The following is a 21957-nucleotide window of genomic DNA, read 5'->3' as shown; positions in this document are numbered from 1 at the left end:
CTCCTTACTTCCCGCCGCGGCGGGTGATGATGAAGCGGTCGCTGTTCTTGCGCTTCTTGCGGGTCTTCAGGCCCTTGGAAGGCTGGCCCCAGGGGCTGACGGGCACGCGGCCGGCGCCGGTACGGCCTTCACCACCGCCGTGGGGGTGATCCACGGGGTTCATGGCGCTGCCGCGCTGGTGGGGCTTGCGCCCGAGCCAGCGGCTACGGCCGGCCTTACCGAGGTTGATGTTCTTGTGCTCGGCGTTGCCCACGGTGCCGATGGTGGCGTAGCACTCGCTGTGAATGCGGCGCAGTTCGCCGCTGGGCAGGCGCAGGATCACGTAGTCGCTTTCCTTGCCCTGAACCTGAATGCTGGTGCCGGCGCTGCGGGCGATCTGGGCACCCTTGCCGGGGATCAGTTCAACGCTGTGCACGACGGCACCGACGGGCACGAAGCGCAGCGGCAGGGCGTTGCCCAGCTTGGGCTCGGCTTCGGGACCAGCGTTGACGGTGGCGCCCACCTGGAGGCCTTCCGGGGCCAGGATGTAGCGTTTCTCGCCGTCGGCGTAGTTCAGCAGGGCGATGCGGGCGCTGCGGTTGGGATCGTACTCAATCGCGGCGACCTTGGCGGTCACGCCGGCCTTGTCGCGGCGCTTGAAGTCGATGATGCGGTACAGGCGCTTGTGGCCACCGCCGATGAAGCGGCTGGTGATGCGGCCGCGGTTGTTCCGGCCACCGGATTTGGGAAGTGCCTCGGTGAGCGCCTTTTCGGGGCGCTTTTTGGTCAGTCCGCTGAAGTCCGCAGTCGTCATCTGGCGACGGCTGGGGGTGTACGGACGGTATTTCTTGACGGCCATGTGTCAAATCTCCTTAGGCCTGGCCCTCAAGGGCGGCGATGGTCTGGCCTTCGGCGAGGCGCACGATGGCCTTCTTGCGGTCGGCGCGGTGGCCGATGAAACGGCCGACGCGCTTGCGCTTGCCGGGGACGTTCATGGTGCTGATGCCCACGACGGTCACCCCGAACGCCTTCTGAATGGCGCCCTTGATTTCGGTCTTGGTGGCCTTCGGGCTGACCCAGAAGGAGTACACGCCGCGTTCCATGCCAGCGTACGCTTTCTCGCTGATCACGGGAGTCTGGATGATGTCGTAGTGGCTCATGCCTCTTCCCCTTCCTGCGCGGGCTCCAGCACAACGGCGTCGATCACCAGGCGCTCGTGGCGCAGGATGTCGTAGGCGTTCAGACCGGCGACAGGCAGCACGGTGGCCCAGGCGATGTTCCGGGCGGCCACGCGGGCCTGGGCGTCGTCGGTGACGATCAGGACGCGCTCAGTGCCGTCAATGCCGTTTTCTTTGGCCCAGGCGACAAAGTTTTTGGTCTTTCCGTCAATCCCGAAGCCGTCCACGGCAACGAGTTTGCCGTCTTGCTGGCGGGCGGCGAGTGCCATGGCCAGGCCCAGCTGACGGACCTTGCGGGGCAGGGTGTAGCCGTAGTTGCGGGGTTTGGGCCCGAAAGCCACGCCGCCGCCCACGAAGGTAGGAACGCTACGGTCGCCGTGACGGGCGTTACCGGTGCCTTTCTGGCTGAACATCTTCTTGCCGGTCTTGGAGACCTGCGCGCGGGTCTTGGTGCTGGCCGTGCCGCGGCGGCGGCTGGCGAGCTGCCAAGTCACGACGTCATGCAGGACGCCCTTGTTCACTTCCGGCAGGTCGAGGTCGATGGTGCGCCCCCCGTTCGTGCCGATGACGTTGATCTGCGCCATGTCTTACTTGCCTCCCTTGGCAGCCTGACGCAGCACGACGAGCCCACCGTTGGCGCCGGGAATTGCACCCTTGACCAGGATGATGTTCTCGTCAGCGCGAATCTCGACCACTTCGAGGTTCTGGACGGTGATGCGCTCCATGCCCATGTGGCCGGCCATGCGTTTGCCTTTGTACACGCGACCGGGCGTTTTACGCTGGCCGATGGAGCCGGGGCGGCGGTGCCACTTCTTGGAACCGTGGCTCGCGGGACCACCCTTGAAGTTCCAGCGCTTCATGACGCCCTGGAAGCCCTTCCCCTTGCTGGTGCCGGTCGCGTCGATCTTCTCGCCTTCAGCGAAGATATCGACGTTCACAGTGTCACCCTCGGGGGTGAAGCCGCGGAATTCACGCAGGAAGCGCACGGGCGAAACGCCGGCCTTCTTGAAGTGACCCGCTTCGGGCCGGTTGACGCTCTTCTCGCGCTTGGGCGCGTAGCCGATCTGCACGGCCTCGTAACCGTCGGTCTGCGCAGTTTTACGCTGCACGACGGGGCAGGGGCCGGCCAGAACAACGGTCACCGGAATGGCCTTGTCGCCTTTCCAGATCTGCGTCATGCCGATCTTGGTGCCGAGGATGCCTTTGGTCATGCGCGGCCCCCGACGGTCTTGATCTCGATGTCCACGCCGGTGGGCAGGTCGAGGGTCATGAGGCTGTCGATCGTCTTCTTGGTGGGGTTCATGATGTCCACCAGACGGTTGTGGGTGCGGATCTCAAAGTGCTCGCGGCTGTCCTTGTTCACGAAGGGGGAGCGCAGCACGCAGAAGCGGCGGATGCGGGTGGGGAGCGGCACGGGGCCGCTCACGTCCGCCCCGGTGCGCCGGACCGTGTCCACGATCTTGCTGGCGGACTGGTCCAGCGCCTTGTGGTCAAAGCCACGCAGTTTGATACGGATCTTCGGGGCAACCATGTTATTACTCCAGGACCTTGGCAACGACGCCGGCGCCGACGGTGCGGCCACCTTCGCGGATGGCGAAGCGCAGACCCTCTTCCATGGCGATGGGCTTGATCAGTTCCACCACGAAGGTGATGTTGTCGCCAGGCATGACCATTTCCACGCCTTCGGGCAGTTCCACCACGCCGGTCACGTCCGTCGTGCGGAAGTAGAACTGCGGGCGGTAGCCGCCGAAGAACGCGCTGTGACGGCCCCCTTCGTCCTTGCTCAGCACGTACACGCTGGCTTCGAACTTGGTGTGGGGTTTGATGCTGCCGGGCTTGGCCAGCACCTGGCCGCGCTCGACGTCATCACGGGCCACGCCGCGCAGCAGCACGCCCACGTTGTCGCCCGCCATGCCGCTGTCGAGCAGCTTGCGGTGCATTTCGATGCCGGTGACGGTGGTTTTCTTCGTGTCGCGCAGACCGATGATTTCCACTTCGTCCTGCACCTTGACGGTGCCGCGCTCCACGCGGCCGGTGGCGACGGTGCCGCGGCCGGTGATGGTGAACACGTCTTCGACGGGCATCAGGAACTGCTTGTCAGTGTCACGCTCGGGGGTGGGGATGTAGCTGTCGACCGCGTCGAGCAGTTCCCAGATGCGGTCCACCCAGTTGTTGTCGCCGCGGGCGGTTTTGGGGTTGGCCTGCAGGGCTTCGAGGGCCTGCAGCGCGCTGCCCTTGATGACGGGGAGGTCGTCACCGGGGAACTCGTACTTGCTGAGCAGTTCGCGGACTTCCATTTCCACGAGCTCGAGCAGTTCTTCGTCGTCGACCATGTCGACTTTGTTCATGAACACGACGATGTAGGGCACGCCGACCTGACGGGCGAGCAGGATGTGCTCGCGGGTCTGGGGCATGGGGCCGTCGGCGCTGCTGACCACCAGGATCGCGCCGTCCATCTGCGCGGCGCCGGTGATCATGTTCTTGACGTAGTCGGCGTGGCCGGGGCAGTCTACGTGGCTGTAGTGGCGCGTGGGGGTGTTGTACTCGACGTGCGCGGTGTTGATGGTGATGCCGCGGGCTTTTTCTTCGGGGGCCTTGTCGATCTGGTCGTAGGCCAGTTTTTCGATGGTGGGGTCCATCGCGGCGGCCGTGAAGGTGATCGCGGCCGTGAGGGTGGTCTTGCCGTGGTCGACGTGACCGATCGTGCCCACGTTCACGTGGGGCTTGGTGCGCTCGAACGTTCCTTTAGCCATGTTCTCTACTCCCTCCAAGAGGTGGACACACGCAAAACCAGCCCTTTGATCGGGTTCCCCCCGCGCATACCGCGAGGTTCTGATGGTGCGAGGCCCACATTGGGTTGAATCTCGCCAGGGTGGTGTCCCACCGGGCTGGCACGCTACGCCGCTGCTCGCCGCTCCTGCGCTGCGGGTGGGTTAGGCCCGCGCAGCAGACCGTGAACCCACGGCGTACCGAAGAAGTATGGTACAGGAAACCGGGTCTGTGGGCAAGACCTTAAGGCAGGTCAGAAGTGTGGGGGCCTGTCACATGACACGTGACAGGCCCCCCGCTCAGGAGCGGATCACCGGGCGGTGTAGGCCACAACGTCCCGGTCGAAGGCACCAATAAGCATCACGATACCGAGCACCGTCCCAAGCGGAAAGAACAGCAGGCTGAACACTGCGAGCACAATGCTCGACACCCGTCCCCAGCTTCGCCCGTCCAGCACAGCGCGGCGCGTGTAGTACAGACACAGAATCTGCACGACCGTCAGAGCAAAACTCAGCCACAGGACGGCTGTCACCTGCGCCGGGCTGAGCGTCATGCCGGTGACGCCCATCTGCGTCTGCATCTGCGCCATCAGATCATTCAGAACCGGGCCGGAAAACGGCAGGGTCAGCAGGGTGACGGCACTGTAGATCAGATTGATCATCAGCGGTACGGTCAGGAAAGCCAGGCGTCTGGGGATTGGACCGCGCGGCGCAGGAGCGGAAGGAACAGTCATGGCTGCCAGAGTAGCGTGCGGTCCAGAGAAGAGCCCGCCGAAAGAGGAAGGCCACCGCCCCGGCGGTGGCCTTCCCTGGTTCTGCCTGGTGGGCTTATTTCTTCATCAGCTGCTGCGCGATGTTGTTCGGCACCTGGCTGTAGTGGTCGAAGAACATGGAGTAGCTGGCGCGACCCTGGGTCATGGAGCGCATGTCCGTGGCGTAGCCGAACATTTCGCTCAGGGGCACGAAGGCCTTCACGATCTGGGCGTTACCACGGGCTTCCATGCCCTGAATCTGACCGCGGCGGCTGTTCAGGTCGCCGATGATGTCGCCCATGTAGTCTTCGGGCACGGTCACCTCGACGCGCATGATCGGCTCGAGCAGGGCGGGGGCGCCCTTCTGCACGGCTTCCTTGAGGGCCATGCTGCCGGCGATCTTGAACGCCATTTCCGAGGAGTCCACTTCGTGGTAGCTGCCGTCGTAGATGGTGACTTTCATGTCCACGACCGGGAAGCCGAGCATGGGGCCGCTCTGCATGGCTTCCTCGATGCCTTTCTGGGCCGGGCCGACGTACTCGCGGGGCACGGTGCCGCCGACGATGGCGTTCTCGAACACGAAGCCAGCGCCGGGCTCGAGGGGCTCAGCTTTGATCTTCACGTGGCCGAACTGACCGCGGCCGCCGGACTGACGCACGAACTTCCCTTCGACGTCCACCGCGCGGGTGATGGTTTCACGGAAGGCCACCTGGGGCGCACCGACGTTCGCTTCGACCTTGTACTCGCGCTTCAGTCGGTCCACCAGGATTTCCAGGTGCAGTTCGCCCATGCCGGCGATGGTGGTCTGACCGGACTCCTGGTCGGTTTCGACCTTGAAGGTGGGATCTTCTTCGGCCAGCTTCTGCAGGCCGATGCCCATCTTCTCCTGGTCGGCCTTGGTCTTGGGCTCGATGGCGAGCTTGATGACCGGCTCGGGCACGTCAATGCTTTCGAGCAGGACCTTGTCGTCACCGTCGCCGATCAGGGTGTTGCCGGTGCCAGCGTCTTTCAGGCCGATCACAGCGCCCAGTTCCCCGGCCTTGAGTTCGGTGACTTCCTCGCGGCTGTTGGCGTGCATTTTCAGCAGACGGCCCACGCGCTCGCGTTTTTCCTTGCTGGCGTTGTACACGTAGCTGCCGGACTGGAGGGTGCCGGAGTAGATGCGCACGAAGGTCAGGCGGCCCACGTAGGGGTCGGCCATGATCTTGAAGGCCAGCGCGGCCAGTTTGCCTTCAGGGTCAGCGGGGAACTCGGTGGTGTCCTCGGTGTCCTCGATCTTGCCTTTGATGGCGGGCACTTCGAGGGGGCTGGGCAGGTAGTCGATCACCGCGTCCAGGAGCAGCTGCACGCCTTTGTTCTTCAGGGCGCTGCCGCACAGCACGGGGAAGATGCGCTTCTCGATGGTGCCCTTGCGGATCGCGAAGACCAGCTGCTCCACGCTGGGTTCTTCGCCTTCGAGGTACATCATCATCAGGTCTTCGTCGACTTCCGCGGCCGCTTCGATCAGCTGGGCGCGCATCTCGGCGACCTTGTCGGCGTATTCAGCGGGCACGTCACTTTCGACGATGTCGGTGCCCAGGTCGTTGGTGTACGTGTGAGCGCGCTGACGCACGATGTCGATGATGCCCTTGAAGTCGCTTTCCTGACCCATGGGGTACTGGATGGGCGCGGGGATCGCACCGAGGCGCTCTTTGATGTCGCTCAGCACCAGTTCGAAGCTGGCGCCGGTCTTGTCCATCTTGTTACTGAACGCGATGCGGGGCACGCCGTACCGGTCAGCCTGACGCCACACGGTCTCGCTCTGCGGTTCGACGCCCTGGCTGGAGTCGAACACGGCCACGGCGCCGTCGAGCACGCGCATGGAACGTTCGACTTCAATGGTGAAGTCCACGTGACCGGGGGTGTCGATGATGTTCACGACGTATTCCTGGTCGGTGCCGCTGCGCTTCCACTTGGCGGTCGTGGCGGCGGCGGTGATGGTGATGCCGCGCTCGCGCTCCTGCTCCATCCAGTCCATGGTGGCGGCGCCGTCGTGCACTTCACCGATGTTGTGGGTACGCCCGGTGTAGTACAGGATGCGCTCGGTGGTCGTGGTCTTGCCGGCGTCAATGTGCGCGGCAATCCCGATGTTACGGAAGTGGGTCAGATAGCTCTGGGCTTTGGTGGTCATAAGACTCCCTATTTTGCCTGGCGACGTGTCTCGTCACCGTCAGTTCGGCACGTAGTCGTGGTGCTGCTGACTGGGTCGTGCGGCCGGGCTGCTCACGTGAAATGGACGGCGGGAGCGGTCCCGCCGTCCGATCTCGCTCGGTTCAGGCCCGGTGAGGGGCCGTGAAGCGGTCTTACCAGCGGTAGTGCGCGTAGGCGCGGTTGGCTTCCGCCATGCGCTCCACGTCGTCTTTTTTCTTGATGGCGCCGCCGCGGCCCTGGGCGGCGTCCATGATTTCACCGGCGAGGCGCTCCACGGCGGTGCGCTCGGGGCGGCCTTCCACGGCGGACATCATCCAGCGGAGCGTGAGGCTCTGCTTGCGGCGCTCGCTGGGCTCGACGGGCACCTGGTAGGTGCTGCCGCCGACGCGGCGGCTGCGCACTTCCACGCGGGGTTTGATGTTGTCGTAGGCCTGCTTGAAGATCTTCAGGGACTCCTGGCCGGTGCGTTCCTGAACGAGCTTCATGGCTCCGTAGAAGATGCGGGACGCGAGGTTCTTCTTGCCATCCTGCATGATGCGGTTGATGGTTGCGCTCACCAGAACGTCCTGGTAGACCAGGTCGGGCTGGATGACGCGCACTTCAGCTTGGCGGCGACGTGCCATGGTTGACTCCCTTGTGTCTTCGCCCCGCGTGCGGGGGTCAGGCGCGCATTACGCGCGGATTACTTGCTTCACTGGCATCACCCCTTGGTGGGCGATGGAAGGTGGGGCGGCGGAGCCGGCAACCGCAGTGCGCGGCGCGGCTGCGACGCACGCCTTACTTCTTCTTCGCCGCGGCCGCGCCGGCCTTGGGCTTCTTGGTGCCGTACTTGGACCGGCTCTTGTTGCGGTCCTTGACGCCCTGGGTGTCGAGGCTGCCGCGCACGATGTGGTAACGCACGCCGGGAAGGTCCTTCACACGGCCGCCGCGGATCAGCACGACGCTGTGCTCCTGCAGGTTGTGGCCTTCGCCGGGAATGTAGGCCGTCACTTCGAAGGCGCTGGAGAGGCGCACACGGGCGATCTTGCGCAGTGCGGAGTTCGGCTTCTTGGGGGTGGTGGTCTTAACGACCGTGCACACGCCGCGGCGGAAGGGGCTGCCTTTCAGGGCAGGGACCTTGCTCTTCTTCTGGATCGTCTTGCGACCCTTACGAAGCAGTTGCTGGGTAGTAGGCAGGGGAAATCACTCCTCATGGGAACAAGCGGCGCAGGGAGCGCCACTCTGGGGCGGGGCCGCCCACGCGTACGGGGCGGCGCAGGGTTGGCTGGGTCGGACCTAAGGTGATCACGCACCGACCGGCTGGTGGCGCAGGGCGCACGCGGTTGTGGTGGCTTGCCGAAAAACCCCCCTGGTGCAACCCAGAACCGGGGCAGTTTTCAACCTTCGCAGCATACCCTCGCGCGGGGCACGAACGCAAGCGTTCCGCCAGGCTATAGGGGTGGTGCGCGCGGCGCGGTCCGTGCTATGCTCCCGGACGCCCGTTCTTTCCCGTGCGGAGAGGTGCCAGAGTGGTTGAATGGGTCGGTCTCGAAAACCGAAGTAGTCGCAAGGCTACCGTGGGTTCGAATCCCACCCTCTTCGCCAGACGAACCCCAGGCCACGGCGCCTGGGGTTTTTTGCGGCCCGCTACGGCAGCCCGCGCCAGTGCTGAAGCAGCGCCGCTTCCCGCGCGGCGTGCACCACCGCTCCGTGCGCTTCCCGCAGGGCCTCGCCCCGCAGAGGGAGGTACAGCGCGTCGTACAGGGCCTGCCCGGCCCGCGCCAGTTCCATGAGTTCCACCCGCCAGGCGTTCAGGTCGGCCGGCACCCAGGTGGCGGGTTCGGTGGGATCGGTCAGGAGGGCGTGCGGGTCGGCAAGGCGCGCGGCCGTGAGGGTCAGCGTGTGGCGCAGGGCCAGCACCCGGCCGGGCAGGTGCGGCGCGGCGCGCAGATCAGCCAGGGTCAGGGCGTGCGCGGCGCGCAGCAGGCCATCACCTGGGCCGCTGAACAGGCCATGCAGGCCCTGGGGGCCGTACAGCACCTCACGCAGGGTGTCGCGCAGGAGTTCCGGAGCGGGCATATGCCGGATGGTACGCCAGGCGGCGGATGCGGGTGCCTGGGCCGTCGCGTAGGGTAGGGGTACGATGATCAAGAACATCAAGTGAACGCACACGTTCCCCGCAGATTCCCGGGCTTACACTGGGCGTAATGCTGGAACGGCTGAATGCCCCCACCCGAGTGCCGTCTGGGTGGCGCGTGGCCGCGTCAGGGTGGGCTGCGGAGCTTTGGCTCGCCCCACACTCCATCTCTTACTCTCCCACTGCGGGGCGGCCTGCCCTGCGGCGGCGCATTTCCCAAAGGAAGTGACTCACCATCGATAAAGTGCATGGCAACACGTCCGGCCTGCGCCCGGCCCAACTCAAAGCCCTGAGCAACCTGTACCGCCGCCGCATCGAGCCCGGGCGGATCGGGTCGCCCGAACTGGCGCGCAACCTCGCGGAACTCTCCGCGGATGTCCGCCGCGAGGTGGGCGTGCTGATCGACCGGCGAGGCCGCGTGATCAGCGTGAGTGTCGCCGACGCCAAGACCACCGAATTTCCTGACCTGCGCATGGGGGAAAATCGTCTGTCGGGCTTTCACCTGCTGCACACCCACCCGCGCGGCGGAGCACTCAGCAAGGGTGACCTGTCCACGCTGTTCCTGCGGCGCCTGGACGCGGTCTCCGCCATCGAGGTGCGCGGTGAAGGTCAGCCGGGCCTGGTGCATACGGCCCACCTCACCCCGCCGGGCACAGTCGGGGAGGAGGAGGACTGGCGCATCCTGCCGCCCGTTCCGGCCTTCCAGATCGACGAATTTGACCTGGGCGCGCAGGTGCAGGCGCTGGAGGAGGAAATTGCCCGGGCCGCTGTGGGCCGCGAAGCGAAAAAGGACCACGAGCGCGCCATTCTCGTGCAGATCGACCAGGGTGAGTTCGACGCCGAGGAGCGTCTGGAGGAACTCGCGGAACTGGCCCGGACGGCCGGAGCGGAAGTGGTGCACCGGGAGCTCGTGTACCGCCGCAACCTGAAACCCGGCACGCTCGTCGGCGCGGGGAAACTCGAGGAACTTACCAGCCGGGCGTACCACCTGGACGCGGACCTGCTGATTTTCGGGCAGGAACTCGGCCCGGCCCAGGCACGCGAGATTGAGGCCGCCACCGGCCTGAAGATCATCGACCGGACGCAGCTGATCCTGGATATCTTCGCGCTTCACGCGCAGGGCGTGGAATCCAGACTGCAGGTGGAACTGGCGCAGCTGCGGTACATGAAACCGCGCCTGCTGGGCGCCGGGGCGCAGCTCTCACGCATCGGCGGCAGCGCGGGCAGCGCCGCGGGCGGCGCCATCGGTACGCGCGGGCCCGGGGAAACGAAACTCGAGCTGGACCGCCGGCGCATCAACGACCGCCTCTCGTTCCTGGAACGGCAGCTGGAGAACGTCTCGGCGCGCCGGGAGGAGCGCCGCAAGCAGCGCGCCCGCAACGACGTGCCCGTGATTTCCATTGTGGGCTACACCAACGCCGGGAAGAGTACGCTGCTGAACACCTTCACGCACGCCGCCGAGGAGCCCCGGCGCGTGCTGGCGGAAAACAAGCTGTTTGCCACGCTGCGTCCCACCAGCCGCCAGGGGTACCTGGAGGGCATCGGACCCGTGGTGCTGACCGACACGGTGGGGTTCATCCGGGACCTGCCCAAGGACCTGACGCGGGCCTTCCGGTCCACGCTGGAGGAAATCGGGGACGCCGACGTGCTGCTGCACGTCGTGGACGCGGCCAGCCCCGGCGCGGACACCCGACTGGACGCCGTGAACCGCATTCTGGAGGAACTCGGATTCCGGGACATGCCGACCGTTATTGCCCTGAACAAGGCCGACGCGGCGGCCCCAGACACACTGGAGCGCGAGGTGGAACGCACCGACGGCGCCGGGATTCCCGTCAGCGCCCTGCAGAACGTAGGGCTCACAGAGTTGAAAGACGCGCTGGCGGACGCTGTGGCAGGGGTGCAGCGCGCCGAGCTGGCACGGCAGGAAGAAGCCCGGGCGCTCTCCGCCCGGTACCAGTAACGCGCGCTCACGTACCCACCGGACGCAGGGGAGCCGCAGTGGCCCCCTGCGCTTTAGGTTGACGACCTGATCACCGCGACCCAGGCAGACTGAACGGATGGTTCTGCCCTGGTTCACGCTTCTGCTCGCGTCGCTCACCTGGGTTCTGGGCGAGTGGCCGGGCGAGCGCACGCTGCCCACACTGCTGCTGGCCTACGCGCCGCCCCTGCTGTGGGTGGGCGCCACGCTTCCTGCCCTGCTCTGGACGCACGGGCACGGGAAAGGCCGGCGGGTGGCCTGGGCCGCCCTGCTGGTCGCCACATGGGGTGCCGGAGCGCTGCACCTGCGGCCCCAGGCGGAGGGGGCGCTGCGCGTGGTGACCTTCAACGTCCTGGGGGGTCAGCGCGCCACCCCCATCCAGCTGGGCCGCGCGCTGGCCGCCCTGAATGCAGATGTGATCCTGCTTCAGGAATCACGGTTTGCCACCCCGGAGGGCCGTGCTCTTCTGACGGCGGCCCTGCCCGGCTACCGCGCCGAGCACGCCGCTGAGGTCACCACCCTGACCCGCCTGCCGCTCCTGGACGTGCAGGTGTGGCCCCTGCCTGCCAACCGCCGCGAAGTGCTGCTCACCCGCCTGTCCTGGCAGGGCCGGCCGCTGGGCGTGGTGAACGCCCACCTGGGCACCGTGCAGGTCAGTTCCGTGCTCACGGGTGATCTGGAGAGGGTTCGCCGCACCAGGGACGCCCGGGACCAGCAGGTCCGGCTCCTGCGAGACATTGCGGCGCAGAGCCCCGGGCTCCTGTTGCTGGGCGGTGATCTGAACACCCCGCCGCGCGGGCGGACCTACCGCGAGCTTCGCACGGCCTTCGGGCCAGACGCCCACGATCAGGCTGGACGCGGCCCGGGCTGGACCTTTCCGCCGCTGCTGCTGAGAATCGATCACGTGATGGGCCGCGGCCTCACGCCCCGCAGCGCCCGGGTTCTGCCCTGGGCCCTCAGTGACCACCGGCCCCTCCTGGTGACGTTTGACCGCTAGCCGTGAAGGGCTCTTTACCGCCCTCAGCTGTGCGCTGAAGGATCACGGCCAACACTGAGGCCAAGGCCCCACCCCGACCCATTCAGGAGGTTCTCCATGACCGGCCCCTACGATCGCCCGCCCGCCCCGGCCAGTGAGCCGACCGATATGCCCGCCCCTATGCCTGAGCAGATGCCCGGCGCAGGCGACAGCGGTCCCATGATGGACCCGCCCGTAAACCCGGACACTCCGGGCCTCCCGGAGCCTCACCCGACGCCCAATCCCGACACGCCAGGCATGCCGGAACCGATGCCTGCTATGTAACGCCTGCACCTCCCTTCACCTTGAAGGGAGGTGCTCCGTTCAGCTCAGAGCGTATGACCATGGTCACGCAGCCAGGCGCGGTGTTGCGACCACTCGGGCATTACGCGCTGCACGTGCGCCCAGTAGCGGGCAGAGTGATTCAGTTCCAGCAGGTGCGCCGCTTCGTGCAGGGCCACGTACTGCAGGACCGGCAGAGGCGCGCGGCTGAGTTTCCAGTGCAGACGGATATCGCCGCTGGCGGTGCAACTGCCCCAGCGCGACTGCGTGTCACTCACCAGCACGCGGCCCAGGCGGGGCGCAGCGCCCAGCTGCGCGGCGTAATCCTGAACCAGCGCGCGGTAAGGAGCGGTACAGGCGCGGCGCGTCCAGTACCTCAGGGCGGTCTCCGGATCATTCAGGGGCAGCAGAAGTGTGGCTCCGTCACGCCGGGCGGCGCGCCGCGCAGGGTCCAGGCGGACCGTCAGGGTGTCGTTCAGGAACGGCAGAATCTGACCGTCATGCAACGCGACCCGGGCAGGGGGGCGGGCAGCGTAGCCCGCGAGGTGCCCAGCTACCCATTCGCGCCGGTCGTCCAGAAGGCTGCGCAGGTCCTGCAGACTCACGCGGTGCGGCGCGAACAGTGTCACCGCCCCAGGCCGGACCTGCACCGCGACAGTCCGGCGGCGGGCGCTGCGTTTAATCTCGACGGGCACCCCGGCCACCTCCCACTCACTCATGGAAACAGCAAAGCGCATAAACGCAGGGCGCGAGGTGATTCACCTCACGCCCCACCCGCTGGCCTGAACACTTACAGCTGACTGGCGTTCACGCTAAAGGTGTCGCAGCTGTTGGGGTCGCCGCCCTTGAAGCCGGTCATGAACCACTTCACGCGCTGCGCGGCGCTGCCGTGCGTGAAGGAATCCGGCACGACGCGCCCCTGCCCCTGACGCTGCAGGTTATCGTCACCGATGGCCTCAGCAGTCCGGACGGCCTCCTGCACGTCCGACTGGGTCAGCTTGGCGTCCTGCTGGGTTTTGTTGCCCCACACGCCCGCGAAGCAGTCCGCCTGAAGTTCGAGACGTACGCTGTAGCTGTTGGCTTCGGCCTCGGTGCGGGCGCTGCGCTGGCGACGCCCGACCTGATCAGCGATGCCAAGTTCGTTCTGCACGTGGTGACCAACCTCATGGGCGATTACGTAAGCGTACGCGAAGTCACCCCCGCCCCCCAGACGCTGCTGCATGGTGGCGAAGAAACTGGTGTCCAGGTAGATCGACTGGTCGGCCGGACAGTAAAAGGGGCCGACGGCGCTGTTGGCCTGCCCGCAGCCAGTGGCCGTGCCGCGGTTGTAACGCACCAGCCGGGGATCGGTGTAGGTGCGCCCAGCGGCCTGGAAGACGTTGTCCCAGACGAGGTTGGTGCTGCGGTAAATCTGGTTGATGAACTGATAGACCTCGTCGTCCGCGGCAGGCTGCGCCTGCTGCGTCTGACCCTGTTGCGTCTGGCCCTGTTGCGTCTGACTCTGTGGGGAGCTTCCGTTGCCGCCCCCCAGGATGGCACCGGGATCTATGCCGAAGAACATGGCGATCAGCGCAATGATCAGACCGCCCACGCCGCCGACCGCAATGCCCCCGCCAGGCAAACCGCCCCCGCCCTGACGACTCTCGACGTTCCCGCCACTCCCGGGAAGATTTTTCCAGTCCATGTGCGCCCCTTTCACTGCTTGATGCCGGTCCGCCGGTGCGGTCCTGGTCCCTCAAGCCATTCTAGGAACGGCTGTGCGGGGCGTGCCTGAGCTGACCTTTAGGCTTCACAGGGCCTCCCTGAAGGTTGAACCTGGGCGTTACTGAACGGCGCGGGCCGGGTGCGTGACCAGCAGGCGGGCGCGGCTCCCCTCGGCACGTACGTCGTCGCTGGGACCATGCACGAGCAGTTCCTGCTGCTGGCCGGCCAGGCCCACGGTGTCCGTGACGTCGTGGCCTTTGAACTCGCGGGCCAGGATGGTGACTTCCGGTGCGCCTGGATCGTCTGTGAAGCGCAGGTGCTCGGGACGCACGCTGACCAGCACAGGGCCACTGCGCGGTTCACTGAGCGCAACCGGGCCCAGCGCGGTCCGGGCCGTGAGGTGCTCGGCGGTGCCGGAGAGCAGGTTGCTGCGGCCCAGGAAGTTCGCCACGAACGCCGTACGGGGCTGCGTGTACACCCCGTGGGGCGTACCGATCTGTTCGGCCTGCCTGGCGCACATAAGCACAATGCGGTCACTGAAGGCCAGCGCTTCTTCCTGGTCATGCGTGACGAGGATGGCCGTGGTGCCGCTCGCACGGAGGATGGCGCGCACCTCCTGCCGGGTGGCGTGACGCAGCTGCGCGTCAAGGTTGCTGAATGGTTCGTCCAGCAGCAGCACGCCTGGGCGGGGGGCCAGGGCGCGTGCGAGGGCCACGCGCTGCTGCTGCCCGCCGCTCAACTGGTCCGGGCGGCGGGTCTCGAACACGGTCAGGCCAACCAGGGCCAGCGTTTCGCGGGCACGCGGCAGGCGCGCGGCGCGCGGCAGGTGTCGCAGCCCGAACAGGACGTTGCCCAGTACGCTCAGGTGCGGAAACAGCGCGTAGTCCTGAAACACGAGACCCACGCCGCGCCGCTCGGGGGGCGTGAACGGCACGGTAACGTTCTTTCCGGCGAGGTGCACAGCGCCGCTGTCGGGACGTTCCAGGCCGGCGATCAGGCGCAGGGTGGTGGTCTTGCCACACCCGCTGGGGCCGAGCAGCGTCAGGAGTTCGCCCGGAAGCACACTGAGATTCAGGTCATGAACGACGGGCGGCAGGCCCGGCGCGTAGCGTTTGGTGAGGTGCTCGAGGTGCCCCGTGAGCGCCAGGGTCCTGGGGGGGCCTTGGGAGCCAGTCGGACTAATATGGCAAGGACATCCTACAGCTCACGTTTCACGCTGCTACGCTCAGTGATTCAACGCTCCTCGAGTGCCAGCGTCACCAGCCTCGTCACCAGTTCACTGTATCCAAGTCCAGCTGCCTCAAAAAGCTTCGGGTACATGCTCGTGGTGGTGAAGCCCGGCATGGTATTCACCTCGTTCAGCAGCAGTTCGCCGGTCTCCTCCACGAAGAAGAAGTCAATGCGGGCCAGCCCTGCACAGTCCAGGGCCCGGAAAGCCCGCAGCGCTGTCTCACGCACCTGCTCGGCCACGCCGGCCGGCAGGGGGGCTGGGATGTGCATGGTCGCCCGCCCCTCGGTGTACTTCGTTTCGTAATCGTAGAATTCCGCTTCGAACTGCAGCTCGCCCACCGGGCTGGCGACCGGCGCGTCATTGCCCAGAATGCCGACCTCCACCTCACGTGGCCGGTGGCTGGTCATGGCTTCCAGAATCACGCGGCGGTCCAGGCTGAATGCCAGATTCAGCGCGCCGTCCAGCTCGGCGGGAGAATTCACCTTGCTGATGCCCACGCTGGAGCCCAGGTTCGCTGGTTTCACGAACAGGGGAAAGCCCAGTTCCGCGGCAACGGCCCGCACGCGAGTGGGTTCCTGCTGCCACTCGCGGCGGACCGCGAGCCGCCACGCCACCTGGGCGATGCCCGCGGACGCCAGCACCTGTTTGGTCATGACCTTGTCCATGCTGACAGCAGAACCCAGCACGCCGCTGCCCACGAAAGGAATTCCGGCCAGGGTCAGGAGGCCCTGAACGGTTCCGTCCTCACCCATCGGGCCGTGCAGCAAGGGAAAAACTGCGTCGTACCCCTCGGCGCTGGCCGCGCGGTGCAGCACAAGGTCGCCGCCGACGGGCGCCTCTCCGCTTTCCAGGGCCCGCTGCGTCTCGGTGGGGGGCAGCCAGCGGCCCTGCTTGCTGATCACCACGGGCGTCACGTCGAACTGGTCGCGGGGAAGCGCCTTCAGGACACTGCGGGCACTCTGGAGGCTAACCTCATGTTCACCGGACTGACCACCGGCCAGCAGCAGGATGCGCTTCTTCACGCGGCGCAGTATGTCATGCCTTTCGGGCGTACACATGGACAGCAAGTGCCGTACCATACGCCTGTGAAGCACGAGCAGTACTGTCCAGACTTCTTGGACTGTATAAAGATAGACAGCGGCGAATTCTCAGCACCACCACGAATTATCCCTGGCGTCCTGGCGTGTGGCAGCGGGTGAACGTCACACCACAGCACGAAACGGTGCGCTATGATGCCCACCGATCAACCCCCAGACAACACGGCGCGAGTCCCTGCACACGCAGTCCCGCGCCGGTTGTCGAAGTACCTTTCGGAGGATCAATGAAAAAAATTGCTGCACTTGCCACCCTGCTCACCCTGACCTCGGCCCTGGCCGCGGCTCCTAAGGACACCCTGGTCTACCAGACCTCCTCTGACATCCCCACCCTGGACCCCGGCGTCACCTACGACACCGCCTCTGGCGAAGTTGTCGAGAACATGTACGAGACCCTGCTGACCTACAGCGGCGCCAGCCTGACCAAACTCGAGCCCCTGCTGGCCACCAAGTGGACCATCAGCAACGGCGGCAAGACCTACACCTTCGATCTGCGCAAAGGTGTGAAGTTCCACAGCGGCAACACCTTCACCTGCGCTGACGCCGAGTACAGCTTCGAGCGCAACCTCGTGACCAACAGCGCCGAATCCGGCAACTGGTTCATCGCCGAAAGCCTCCTGGGCACCGGCGCCAACGCCGCCGACGACAAGACCATCACCTGGGCCCGCATCGACAAGGCCATCGAGTGCACCAGCGCCGGTCAGCTTGTCTTCACGCTTCCCAGCGTTGACCCCGCCTTCCTGGCGAAACTCGCTTTCTCCGGCCAGAGCATTGTGGACGCCAAGCATGCCGCCGAACTGGGCGAATGGAACGGCAAGGAAGCCACCTGGAAGGACTGGATCGGCAAGGACCTGACCAACAGCAAGCTGGCCCAGCAGCCCAGCGGCACCGGCGCGTACAAACTGGTTCGTAAGGACTCCAACGCCACCCTGCTGACTGCCTTTGACGGTTACTGGGGCAAGAAGCCGGCCATCAAGAACGTCGTGATTCAGAAGGTCTCGGAACTGGCGGCCCGCCAGCAGGCCTTCCTGAAGGGTGACGCCGACATCATCGACGGTGGTGGCCGCGCCGTGGACGAAGAGCAGGTCCGGGGCAAACCCGGCGTGCTGTGGATCGACAACCTGCCCAACACCACCGCCGGCGCGTTCTTCATGAACGAGAACATCAAGAATACCGGTCTGCTCGGCAGCGGCAAACTGGACGGCAAGGGGATTCCCGCGAACTTCTTCAAGGACGCCAACGTCCGCCGCGGCTTCAGCTACTCCTTCGACTACGACCAGTACATCAAGGACGTGCAGAAAGGCAAGGGCAAACAGCGCACCATGCTGCTCCCCGAATCCTTCCCGGGCTACGACCCCAAGGTCAGCACCTATGACTTTGACGCGGCCAAGGCCAAGCAGGCCTTCCAGCGCGCCTGGGGCGGCCAGGTCTGGAAGAACGGCTTCACGCTGACCGCGAACTACCGCGCCGGCAGCGTGGCCGCCCAGACGGCCGTGGAAATGATGAAGAAGAACGTTGAAGCCCTGAACCCCAAGTTCCGGATCAACATTCAGGCCAAGCAGTGGAGCGAAATGCTGAAGGACTCCAAGGACGGCAAGGAAGCCATGGTCATCCTGGCCTGGGCGCCCGACTACGCCGACCCGGACAACTTCATGTACACCTTCTACAGCAGCAACGGCTACTACTTCCCCCGCAACAACTGGAAGGACGCCCAGGTTGACAAGTGGCTCGAGCAGGCCCGCAACACCGTCAATACGGCCGAGCGTAACCGCCTGTACAGCCTGGTCGCCAAGAAGGCCCACGAGCAGGCCCCGTACATCCTGATCCCCGCGCCCGTGAACTACACCTTCGTGCGCGACAGCCTCGTCGGCGTGAGCGCCAGCAACTACAACCCCATGATTTCCTTCGGCGCCACCGGCACCTTCTGGAAGGAACTCAGCAAGAAGTAAATCACCCGCCCGCACTCACCTGCGCGGCAGGCAGGGCAGCCCCGACCGGGCTGCCCTTTTCCCGTGCCAGACAGTGAAACCAGGCCGGATTGCGCGCCGGACAGGTTCTCTATACCGGGACGACCCCCCCGCATACTTTGCGTTCTACAGGGGTTTTGGATACGCTAGCGGGCGGATTACACCTCAGCGCCCAGTCTTAGACACAGTTCGCTCTTCACCCTCTTCCCTCCCGCCCCGGTCAACCGTGACCTGACCGCCGGGAGACTTCCCACCGAGGCCCTCATGCTTAATTTCATCGTGCGGCGACTCATCCAGATTCCTGTGGTGATGCTCGTCCTCTCCCTGATGATCGTTGGCCTGACGCAACTGCTCACCCCCGAGCAGCGCGCCGCGCCGTACATCCGCAGTGAACAGCAGGCTGCGCGCCTGGAACAGATCATCGAGCAACGCGGACTGCGGGACCCCTTCCCTGTCCAGTACAGTCGCTGGCTGGGCAGCACCCTTCAGGGTGACCTTGGCTACTCCAAGGCCAGCAGTCAGGACGTGCTTGTCACGATCAAGGAACGCCTGCCGCGCACCATCGAGCTGACCATCGTCACGGCCATTCCGATCCTGCTGCTCAGCATCTGGCTCGGCACGCTCAGCGCCCTGCACAAGGACCGGTTCATCGACCAGCTGCTGCGGGTGCTGGTCGTCCTGGGCTACTCGCTGCCATCATTTGTGGTGGGCATCCTGTTGCTTGCCGTGTTCTACGCGTATCTGGGCTGGCTGCCCGGCGCCGGGCAGGTCAACGTGCTGAACACCTTCGCGCTGGGTGACATCAAGCACTACACCGGCCTGCTGACTGTGGATGCCGCTCTGAACGGCCGTTGGGACATCACCTGGGACGCCCTGCAACACATGCTGCTGCCCGCCCTGACGCTCATCATCGTGCTGAGCGCCAGCCTGATCAAGGTGATGCGCAACAACATGCTCGAAGCGCTCACCAGTGACTACGTGCGCACCGCGCGCGCCAAGGGCCTCACGCCACGCGTGGTGAACAACAAGCATGCCCGCCGCAACGCACTGCTCAGCATCGTGACGCTGGGCGGCTTCCTGATCATCGGCCTGCTCGGCGGCTCGCTCATCACCGAAACGATCTTCGCCTTCCCCGGCGTAGGCCAATGGGTGGTTCAGGCGGCCGTGGGTGTGGATCTCGCTGCCGTTCTGGGCTTTGCCATGCTGACTGCCGTGATCGTCGTCGTGGTCAGCACCATTGTGGACGTCCTGTACGGCGTGATCGACCCCCGCGTGAGGTTCGACTGATGTTCCGCTTCCTCTCCCCCCTGCGCCGGAGGACCGCATGACCGTCGCCCTGACCCCCTCAAAGGACCGCAGCAGCTTCAAGCAGTTCTGGACCAGCCCTGCGGTCCGCAAGCTGCGCCGTAACCCGCTGGCCATCACCGGCCTGATCATCACGCTGCTGTTTGCCCTGCTCGCCGTGTTCGCTCCGCTGATCGCCAGGCCCAGCGGCAACTGCCTGCGTGACCTGAACATCACCGAAGCCAGCCAGGTGTACAACCCCGGCGGCGGCGCCTTCTGGCAGGCTGTCTTCGCGCCGCCCGACAGCTGCTACCGCACGGAGCGCCTCAGCTTCCAGCAGCGGCCCAGCGCGCCCAGCGCCGAAGCGCCGTTCGGCACCGTGAACGGCTACAACATCTTCTATGGCCTGGTCTGGGGCACCCGAACCGCACTGAAAATGTCGTTCATCATCGTCGGCATTACCCTCGTCATCGGTGTGATTCTCGGCGCCATCAGCGGCTACTACGGCGGCTGGCTCGACAACCTGATTCAGCGCTTCATCGACGTGCTGTTCTCCCTGCCGCCCTTGATCCTCACCGTGGTCATCCTGACCATCCTGCGTGCCCGCCTGCAAAGCGGCGCAGGAGACTACGACCCGACGATTCCGATCATCGTGGCGTCCTGCGTCACCGGCTGGGCCTCCTACGCCCGCCTGATCCGCGGCGAGGTCCTGCGCACCCGGCAGCTGGAGTACGTGGACGCCGCCCGCAGCCTGGGCGCCCGTGACCCCCGCCTGATCATGAAGCACGTGGTGCCCAACAGCATCGCCGCGGTCTTCACGACTGCAGTGCTGGACCTGGCAACCGTGCCGCTGGGCATCGCCGGCCTGTCCTTCCTGGGCCTGGGCTTCGAGCCTGGTTTCGCGGAATGGGGTCAGCTGGTCGACGCAGCCCGCGCCTGGCTGAAACCCGAGTACTGGTACACCCTGGTGTACCCCGCTGTGTTCATCGTGCTGTTCAGCCTGGCGTTCAACCTGTTTGGCGATGGTCTGCGCGACGCGCTGGACCCCAAGTCCCGCTGAGCTGAGTGCACGCGACAGGTCCCCCGCTATGAAGCGGGGGACCTTGCTGTAAGGGCTGGTCCTCAGAGGGCCGGTGGGCCTCCCCTGGGGCGCGCCAGGAAGAACAGCGCGCCAGCGACCACCCACAGCAGCGCCACCACACCCGGCGAACGCAGGAATGCACAGCCGATCAGGAACGGCACAGCCGGCGCTGTGGCGGCCTGCATGGCCGCCGCCAGCGTCCGCTGCGGCTCAGGGAGGCCAGCATCGCGGGCTGTGCGCCGCGCGAGGTACAGTGCGGCCGCTGCGAGCAGACCTGCAAGCAGTACCACCCCGGCCAGCCAGCCGGGGCTGCGCAGGGTCAATGGGCGGACCAGCGCGAGCAGGCCGCCCAGCGGTACGCCCGGCGCGGCCAGCACCAGGAACGTGAGCGTGAATGAGCGGCGGGCCGCGCGGGTCAGACTTCCGGCGTCCCCGGCCCTCAGGTCCCGGGCCACGCCCTCAAGCATGCGTGGATAGCAGGTGCACCGTCACGGGCTGCCCATTCACCTCGGCGGCGGCGCCGTCCGGCAGTTCCTTGCGCAGCCGGGCCACGCTGCCCCCCCCGGCGTGCAGACCGGCCTGACCCACCACGCGGCCGTCTGCCGTGACTTCTGCACCGGGCGCCCAGGGGCCAGCACCGTTCAGGCGCACGAGGTGATAACGGGCGTTGCCGCGGGCTTCGAGACGGGCCATTATCTCCTGACCCACGTAGCAGCCCTTGCGGTAGCTGATGGCAGGCAGCGGGCCGGTGAGGTCCAGCCCCACTTCCTGCGGCAGCGTGCCGGTCAGGGCGTCACGGGTAATGTCTGGAATGCCTGCCTGCACCCGGGCGGCGTCCAGAGTCGCCAGGGGCGCTTCCTCGCCGGGCAGGGCAGCGAGCACAGCGGTCTCCTGCCGCGCGAGGTAGTGAAGATCCACACCGGGGTGCCCCACACGGTTCACGCGGCCGGCCAGGACAGTCACGCCGCCCAGGTCGAGGGTCTGGGCGTCCGCGCCGTCAGGCTGCCAGCCCGGCAGGAGGGCGCCGGGCCACACGTGCACGGTGCGCAACTCAGCGCTCACGTCGTGCACCTCCACCTGGTCGAAAATGATGTAACGGCGCAGCCGGGCGGCGAGCGGTTCGGCCTGGCCTTCATCGAGGTGAAGGTACACGTCCTGATCACGTTTGTAGGCGCGAGCAAACTGTTCGATCTGCCCGCGCACGTTCAGGAACGCGCAGGGCACCATGCCGGGCGTGGGGGCGCCGCGCAGGTTGTTCGTCATCTGGCCGTGCACAAAGTCCACGCGGTCCGCGCCGGTCACGCGCAGGCTGCTGGAGGGAATCCGGGTCCACATGCC

At 66.1% G+C, this 21957-nt stretch carries 23 protein-coding genes and 1 tRNA gene; 7 read left to right on the top strand and 17 right to left on the bottom strand.

Going from position 1 to position 21957, the window contains the following annotated elements; translation table 11 throughout:
- Positions 1 to 4: 4 nt before the first annotated feature.
- From rplB to rpsL, 10 genes are all read right to left on the bottom strand, one after another.
- Entirely contained in the window at positions 5 to 838 is an 834-nt protein-coding gene (rplB, locus tag LAJ19_RS02410) for a 50S ribosomal protein L2 (RefSeq protein WP_225476735.1), read from the bottom strand.
- 13 nt (positions 839 to 851) lie between these two features.
- Entirely contained in the window at positions 852 to 1139 is a 288-nt protein-coding gene (locus tag LAJ19_RS02405) for a 50S ribosomal protein L23 (RefSeq protein WP_225476734.1), read from the bottom strand.
- Positions 1136 to 1741 carry a 50S ribosomal protein L4 gene (gene rplD, locus LAJ19_RS02400; protein ID WP_225476733.1) on the bottom strand — a complete coding sequence of 202 codons (606 nt, stop codon included), beginning with the start codon at positions 1739 to 1741 and terminating at the stop codon, positions 1136 to 1138. Before rplD ends, LAJ19_RS02405 begins: the two co-directional genes overlap by 4 nt.
- A 3-nt stretch (positions 1742 to 1744) precedes the next feature.
- Positions 1745 to 2368: a 50S ribosomal protein L3 gene (gene rplC, locus LAJ19_RS02395; RefSeq protein WP_225476732.1), complete on the bottom strand. Its 624-nt coding sequence runs from the start codon at positions 2366 to 2368 to the stop codon at positions 1745 to 1747.
- The gene (rpsJ, locus tag LAJ19_RS02390) at positions 2365 to 2688 is read right to left on the bottom strand and encodes a 30S ribosomal protein S10 (RefSeq protein ID WP_014685998.1); all 324 of its coding nucleotides are present in this window, start codon (positions 2686 to 2688) and stop codon (positions 2365 to 2367) included. The genes rplC and rpsJ overlap by 4 nt, the downstream gene beginning before the upstream one ends.
- Positions 2689 to 2692: 4 nt before the next feature.
- A complete protein-coding gene (gene tuf, locus LAJ19_RS02385) occupies positions 2693 to 3910 on the bottom strand; it encodes an elongation factor Tu (RefSeq protein WP_225475552.1) in 1218 nt (405 codons plus the stop codon).
- Positions 3911 to 4236: 326 nt separating this feature from the next.
- The gene (locus LAJ19_RS02380; RefSeq protein WP_225476731.1) at positions 4237 to 4659 is read right to left on the bottom strand and encodes a hypothetical protein; all 423 of its coding nucleotides are present in this window, start codon (positions 4657 to 4659) and stop codon (positions 4237 to 4239) included.
- 94 nt (positions 4660 to 4753) lie between these two features.
- Positions 4754 to 6847 carry an elongation factor G gene (fusA, locus tag LAJ19_RS02375; protein ID WP_225476730.1) on the bottom strand — a complete coding sequence of 698 codons (2094 nt, stop codon included), beginning with the start codon at positions 6845 to 6847 and terminating at the stop codon, positions 4754 to 4756.
- Positions 6848 to 7019: 172 nt separating this feature from the next.
- On the bottom strand, positions 7020 to 7490 hold the full coding sequence (rpsG, locus tag LAJ19_RS02370; protein ID WP_225476729.1) for a 30S ribosomal protein S7: 471 nt from the start codon (positions 7488 to 7490) through the stop codon (positions 7020 to 7022).
- Positions 7491 to 7644: 154 nt separating this feature from the next.
- Entirely contained in the window at positions 7645 to 8043 is a 399-nt protein-coding gene (gene rpsL, locus LAJ19_RS02365) for a 30S ribosomal protein S12 (RefSeq protein WP_225477921.1), read from the bottom strand.
- 318 nt (positions 8044 to 8361) lie between these two features.
- On the opposite strand from rpsL, the gene LAJ19_RS02360 reads away from it, so the two are divergent.
- Positions 8362 to 8451, top strand: a tRNA-Ser gene (locus LAJ19_RS02360).
- A gap of 42 nt (positions 8452 to 8493) precedes the next feature.
- On the opposite strand, the gene LAJ19_RS02355 is transcribed toward LAJ19_RS02360, so the two are convergent.
- A complete protein-coding gene (locus tag LAJ19_RS02355; RefSeq protein ID WP_225476728.1) occupies positions 8494 to 8925 on the bottom strand; it encodes a hypothetical protein in 432 nt (143 codons plus the stop codon).
- Positions 8926 to 9227: 302 nt separating this feature from the next.
- On the opposite strand from LAJ19_RS02355, the gene hflX reads away from it, so the two are divergent.
- From hflX to LAJ19_RS02340, 3 genes are all read left to right on the top strand, one after another.
- The gene (gene hflX, locus LAJ19_RS02350) at positions 9228 to 10943 is read left to right on the top strand and encodes a GTPase HflX (RefSeq protein ID WP_225476727.1); all 1716 of its coding nucleotides are present in this window, start codon (positions 9228 to 9230) and stop codon (positions 10941 to 10943) included.
- A 97-nt stretch (positions 10944 to 11040) separates the two neighbouring features.
- The gene (locus LAJ19_RS02345) at positions 11041 to 11958 is read left to right on the top strand and encodes an endonuclease/exonuclease/phosphatase family protein (protein ID WP_225476726.1); all 918 of its coding nucleotides are present in this window, start codon (positions 11041 to 11043) and stop codon (positions 11956 to 11958) included.
- A 96-nt stretch (positions 11959 to 12054) separates the two neighbouring features.
- Complete coding sequence (locus LAJ19_RS02340; protein WP_225476725.1) at positions 12055 to 12261, top strand: hypothetical protein; 207 nt, start codon at positions 12055 to 12057, stop codon at positions 12259 to 12261.
- A gap of 44 nt (positions 12262 to 12305) precedes the next feature.
- Here the strand turns inward: LAJ19_RS02340 and LAJ19_RS02335 are convergent, their stop codons facing one another.
- The 4 genes from LAJ19_RS02335 to LAJ19_RS02320 all read right to left on the bottom strand — a co-directional run bounded on the left by LAJ19_RS02335 (position 12306) and on the right by LAJ19_RS02320 (position 16215).
- Entirely contained in the window at positions 12306 to 12977 is a 672-nt protein-coding gene (locus tag LAJ19_RS02335; RefSeq protein ID WP_225476724.1) for a M48 family metallopeptidase, read from the bottom strand.
- A gap of 71 nt (positions 12978 to 13048) precedes the next feature.
- Entirely contained in the window at positions 13049 to 13942 is an 894-nt protein-coding gene (gene ypfJ / locus LAJ19_RS02330; RefSeq protein ID WP_225476723.1) for a KPN_02809 family neutral zinc metallopeptidase, read from the bottom strand.
- A 138-nt stretch (positions 13943 to 14080) separates the two neighbouring features.
- Positions 14081 to 15058 carry an ABC transporter ATP-binding protein gene (locus LAJ19_RS02325; RefSeq protein ID WP_255639847.1) on the bottom strand — a complete coding sequence of 326 codons (978 nt, stop codon included), beginning with the start codon at positions 15056 to 15058 and terminating at the stop codon, positions 14081 to 14083.
- Positions 15059 to 15195: 137 nt separating this feature from the next.
- Positions 15196 to 16215, bottom strand: coding sequence for a D-alanine--D-alanine ligase family protein (locus LAJ19_RS02320; RefSeq protein WP_225476722.1), 1020 nt, complete (start codon positions 16213 to 16215; stop codon positions 15196 to 15198).
- A 299-nt stretch (positions 16216 to 16514) separates the two neighbouring features.
- Here LAJ19_RS02320 and LAJ19_RS02315 point away from each other — a divergent pair, with 299 nt between their 5' ends.
- The 3 genes from LAJ19_RS02315 to LAJ19_RS02305 all read left to right on the top strand — a co-directional run bounded on the left by LAJ19_RS02315 (position 16515) and on the right by LAJ19_RS02305 (position 20598).
- Positions 16515 to 18236, top strand: a complete 1722-nt coding sequence (locus LAJ19_RS02315) for an ABC transporter substrate-binding protein (protein ID WP_225476721.1) — start codon at positions 16515 to 16517, stop codon at positions 18234 to 18236.
- Positions 18237 to 18518: 282 nt separating this feature from the next.
- A complete protein-coding gene (locus tag LAJ19_RS02310; RefSeq protein ID WP_225476720.1) occupies positions 18519 to 19541 on the top strand; it encodes an ABC transporter permease in 1023 nt (340 codons plus the stop codon).
- Between the two features lie 37 nt (positions 19542 to 19578).
- Positions 19579 to 20598, top strand: coding sequence for an ABC transporter permease (locus LAJ19_RS02305; protein ID WP_225476719.1), 1020 nt, complete (start codon positions 19579 to 19581; stop codon positions 20596 to 20598).
- Between the two features lie 62 nt (positions 20599 to 20660).
- On the opposite strand, the gene LAJ19_RS02300 is transcribed toward LAJ19_RS02305, so the two are convergent.
- Positions 20661 to 21086, bottom strand: coding sequence for a hypothetical protein (locus LAJ19_RS02300; protein ID WP_225476718.1), 426 nt, complete (start codon positions 21084 to 21086; stop codon positions 20661 to 20663).
- Positions 21079 to 21954, bottom strand: a complete 876-nt coding sequence (ygfZ, locus tag LAJ19_RS02295; RefSeq protein ID WP_225476717.1) for a CAF17-like 4Fe-4S cluster assembly/insertion protein YgfZ — start codon at positions 21952 to 21954, stop codon at positions 21079 to 21081. Before ygfZ ends, LAJ19_RS02300 begins: the two co-directional genes overlap by 8 nt.
- Positions 21955 to 21957: the final 3 nt, after the last annotated feature.

The sequence above is a fragment of the Deinococcus taeanensis genome, assembly GCF_020229735.1.
GTDB classification, from domain to species: Bacteria; Deinococcota; Deinococci; order Deinococcales; family Deinococcaceae; genus Deinococcus; species Deinococcus taeanensis.
This window is presented reverse-complemented; position numbering and strand designations above follow the sequence as displayed.

Coding starts and splice junctions, on each gene's coding strand:
- rplB (WP_225476735.1), bottom strand. CDS start 838: ATGGCCGTCAAGAAATACCGTCCGTACACCCCCAGCCGTCGCCAGATG.
- LAJ19_RS02405 (WP_225476734.1), bottom strand. CDS start 1,139: ATGAGCCACTACGACATCATCCAGACTCCCGTGATCAGCGAGAAAGCG.
- rplD (WP_225476733.1), bottom strand. CDS start 1,741: ATGGCGCAGATCAACGTCATCGGCACGAACGGGGGGCGCACCATCGAC.
- rplC (WP_225476732.1), bottom strand. CDS start 2,368: ATGACCAAAGGCATCCTCGGCACCAAGATCGGCATGACGCAGATCTGG.
- rpsJ (WP_014685998.1), bottom strand. CDS start 2,688: ATGGTTGCCCCGAAGATCCGTATCAAACTGCGTGGCTTTGACCACAAG.
- tuf (WP_225475552.1), bottom strand. CDS start 3,910: ATGGCTAAAGGAACGTTCGAGCGCACCAAGCCCCACGTGAACGTGGGC.
- LAJ19_RS02380 (WP_225476731.1), bottom strand. CDS start 4,659: ATGACTGTTCCTTCCGCTCCTGCGCCGCGCGGTCCAATCCCCAGACGC.
- fusA (WP_225476730.1), bottom strand. CDS start 6,847: ATGACCACCAAAGCCCAGAGCTATCTGACCCACTTCCGTAACATCGGG.
- rpsG (WP_225476729.1), bottom strand. CDS start 7,490: ATGGCACGTCGCCGCCAAGCTGAAGTGCGCGTCATCCAGCCCGACCTG.
- LAJ19_RS02355 (WP_225476728.1), bottom strand. CDS start 8,925: ATGCCCGCTCCGGAACTCCTGCGCGACACCCTGCGTGAGGTGCTGTAC.
- LAJ19_RS02345 (WP_225476726.1), top strand. CDS start 11,041: ATGGTTCTGCCCTGGTTCACGCTTCTGCTCGCGTCGCTCACCTGGGTT.
- LAJ19_RS02340 (WP_225476725.1), top strand. CDS start 12,055: ATGACCGGCCCCTACGATCGCCCGCCCGCCCCGGCCAGTGAGCCGACC.
- LAJ19_RS02335 (WP_225476724.1), bottom strand. CDS start 12,977: ATGAGTGAGTGGGAGGTGGCCGGGGTGCCCGTCGAGATTAAACGCAGC.
- ypfJ (WP_225476723.1), bottom strand. CDS start 13,942: ATGGACTGGAAAAATCTTCCCGGGAGTGGCGGGAACGTCGAGAGTCGT.
- LAJ19_RS02315 (WP_225476721.1), top strand. CDS start 16,515: ATGAAAAAAATTGCTGCACTTGCCACCCTGCTCACCCTGACCTCGGCC.
- LAJ19_RS02310 (WP_225476720.1), top strand. CDS start 18,519: ATGCTTAATTTCATCGTGCGGCGACTCATCCAGATTCCTGTGGTGATG.
- LAJ19_RS02305 (WP_225476719.1), top strand. CDS start 19,579: ATGACCGTCGCCCTGACCCCCTCAAAGGACCGCAGCAGCTTCAAGCAG.
- LAJ19_RS02300 (WP_225476718.1), bottom strand. CDS start 21,086: ATGCTTGAGGGCGTGGCCCGGGACCTGAGGGCCGGGGACGCCGGAAGT.
- ygfZ (WP_225476717.1), bottom strand. CDS start 21,954: ATGTGGACCCGGATTCCCTCCAGCAGCCTGCGCGTGACCGGCGCGGAC.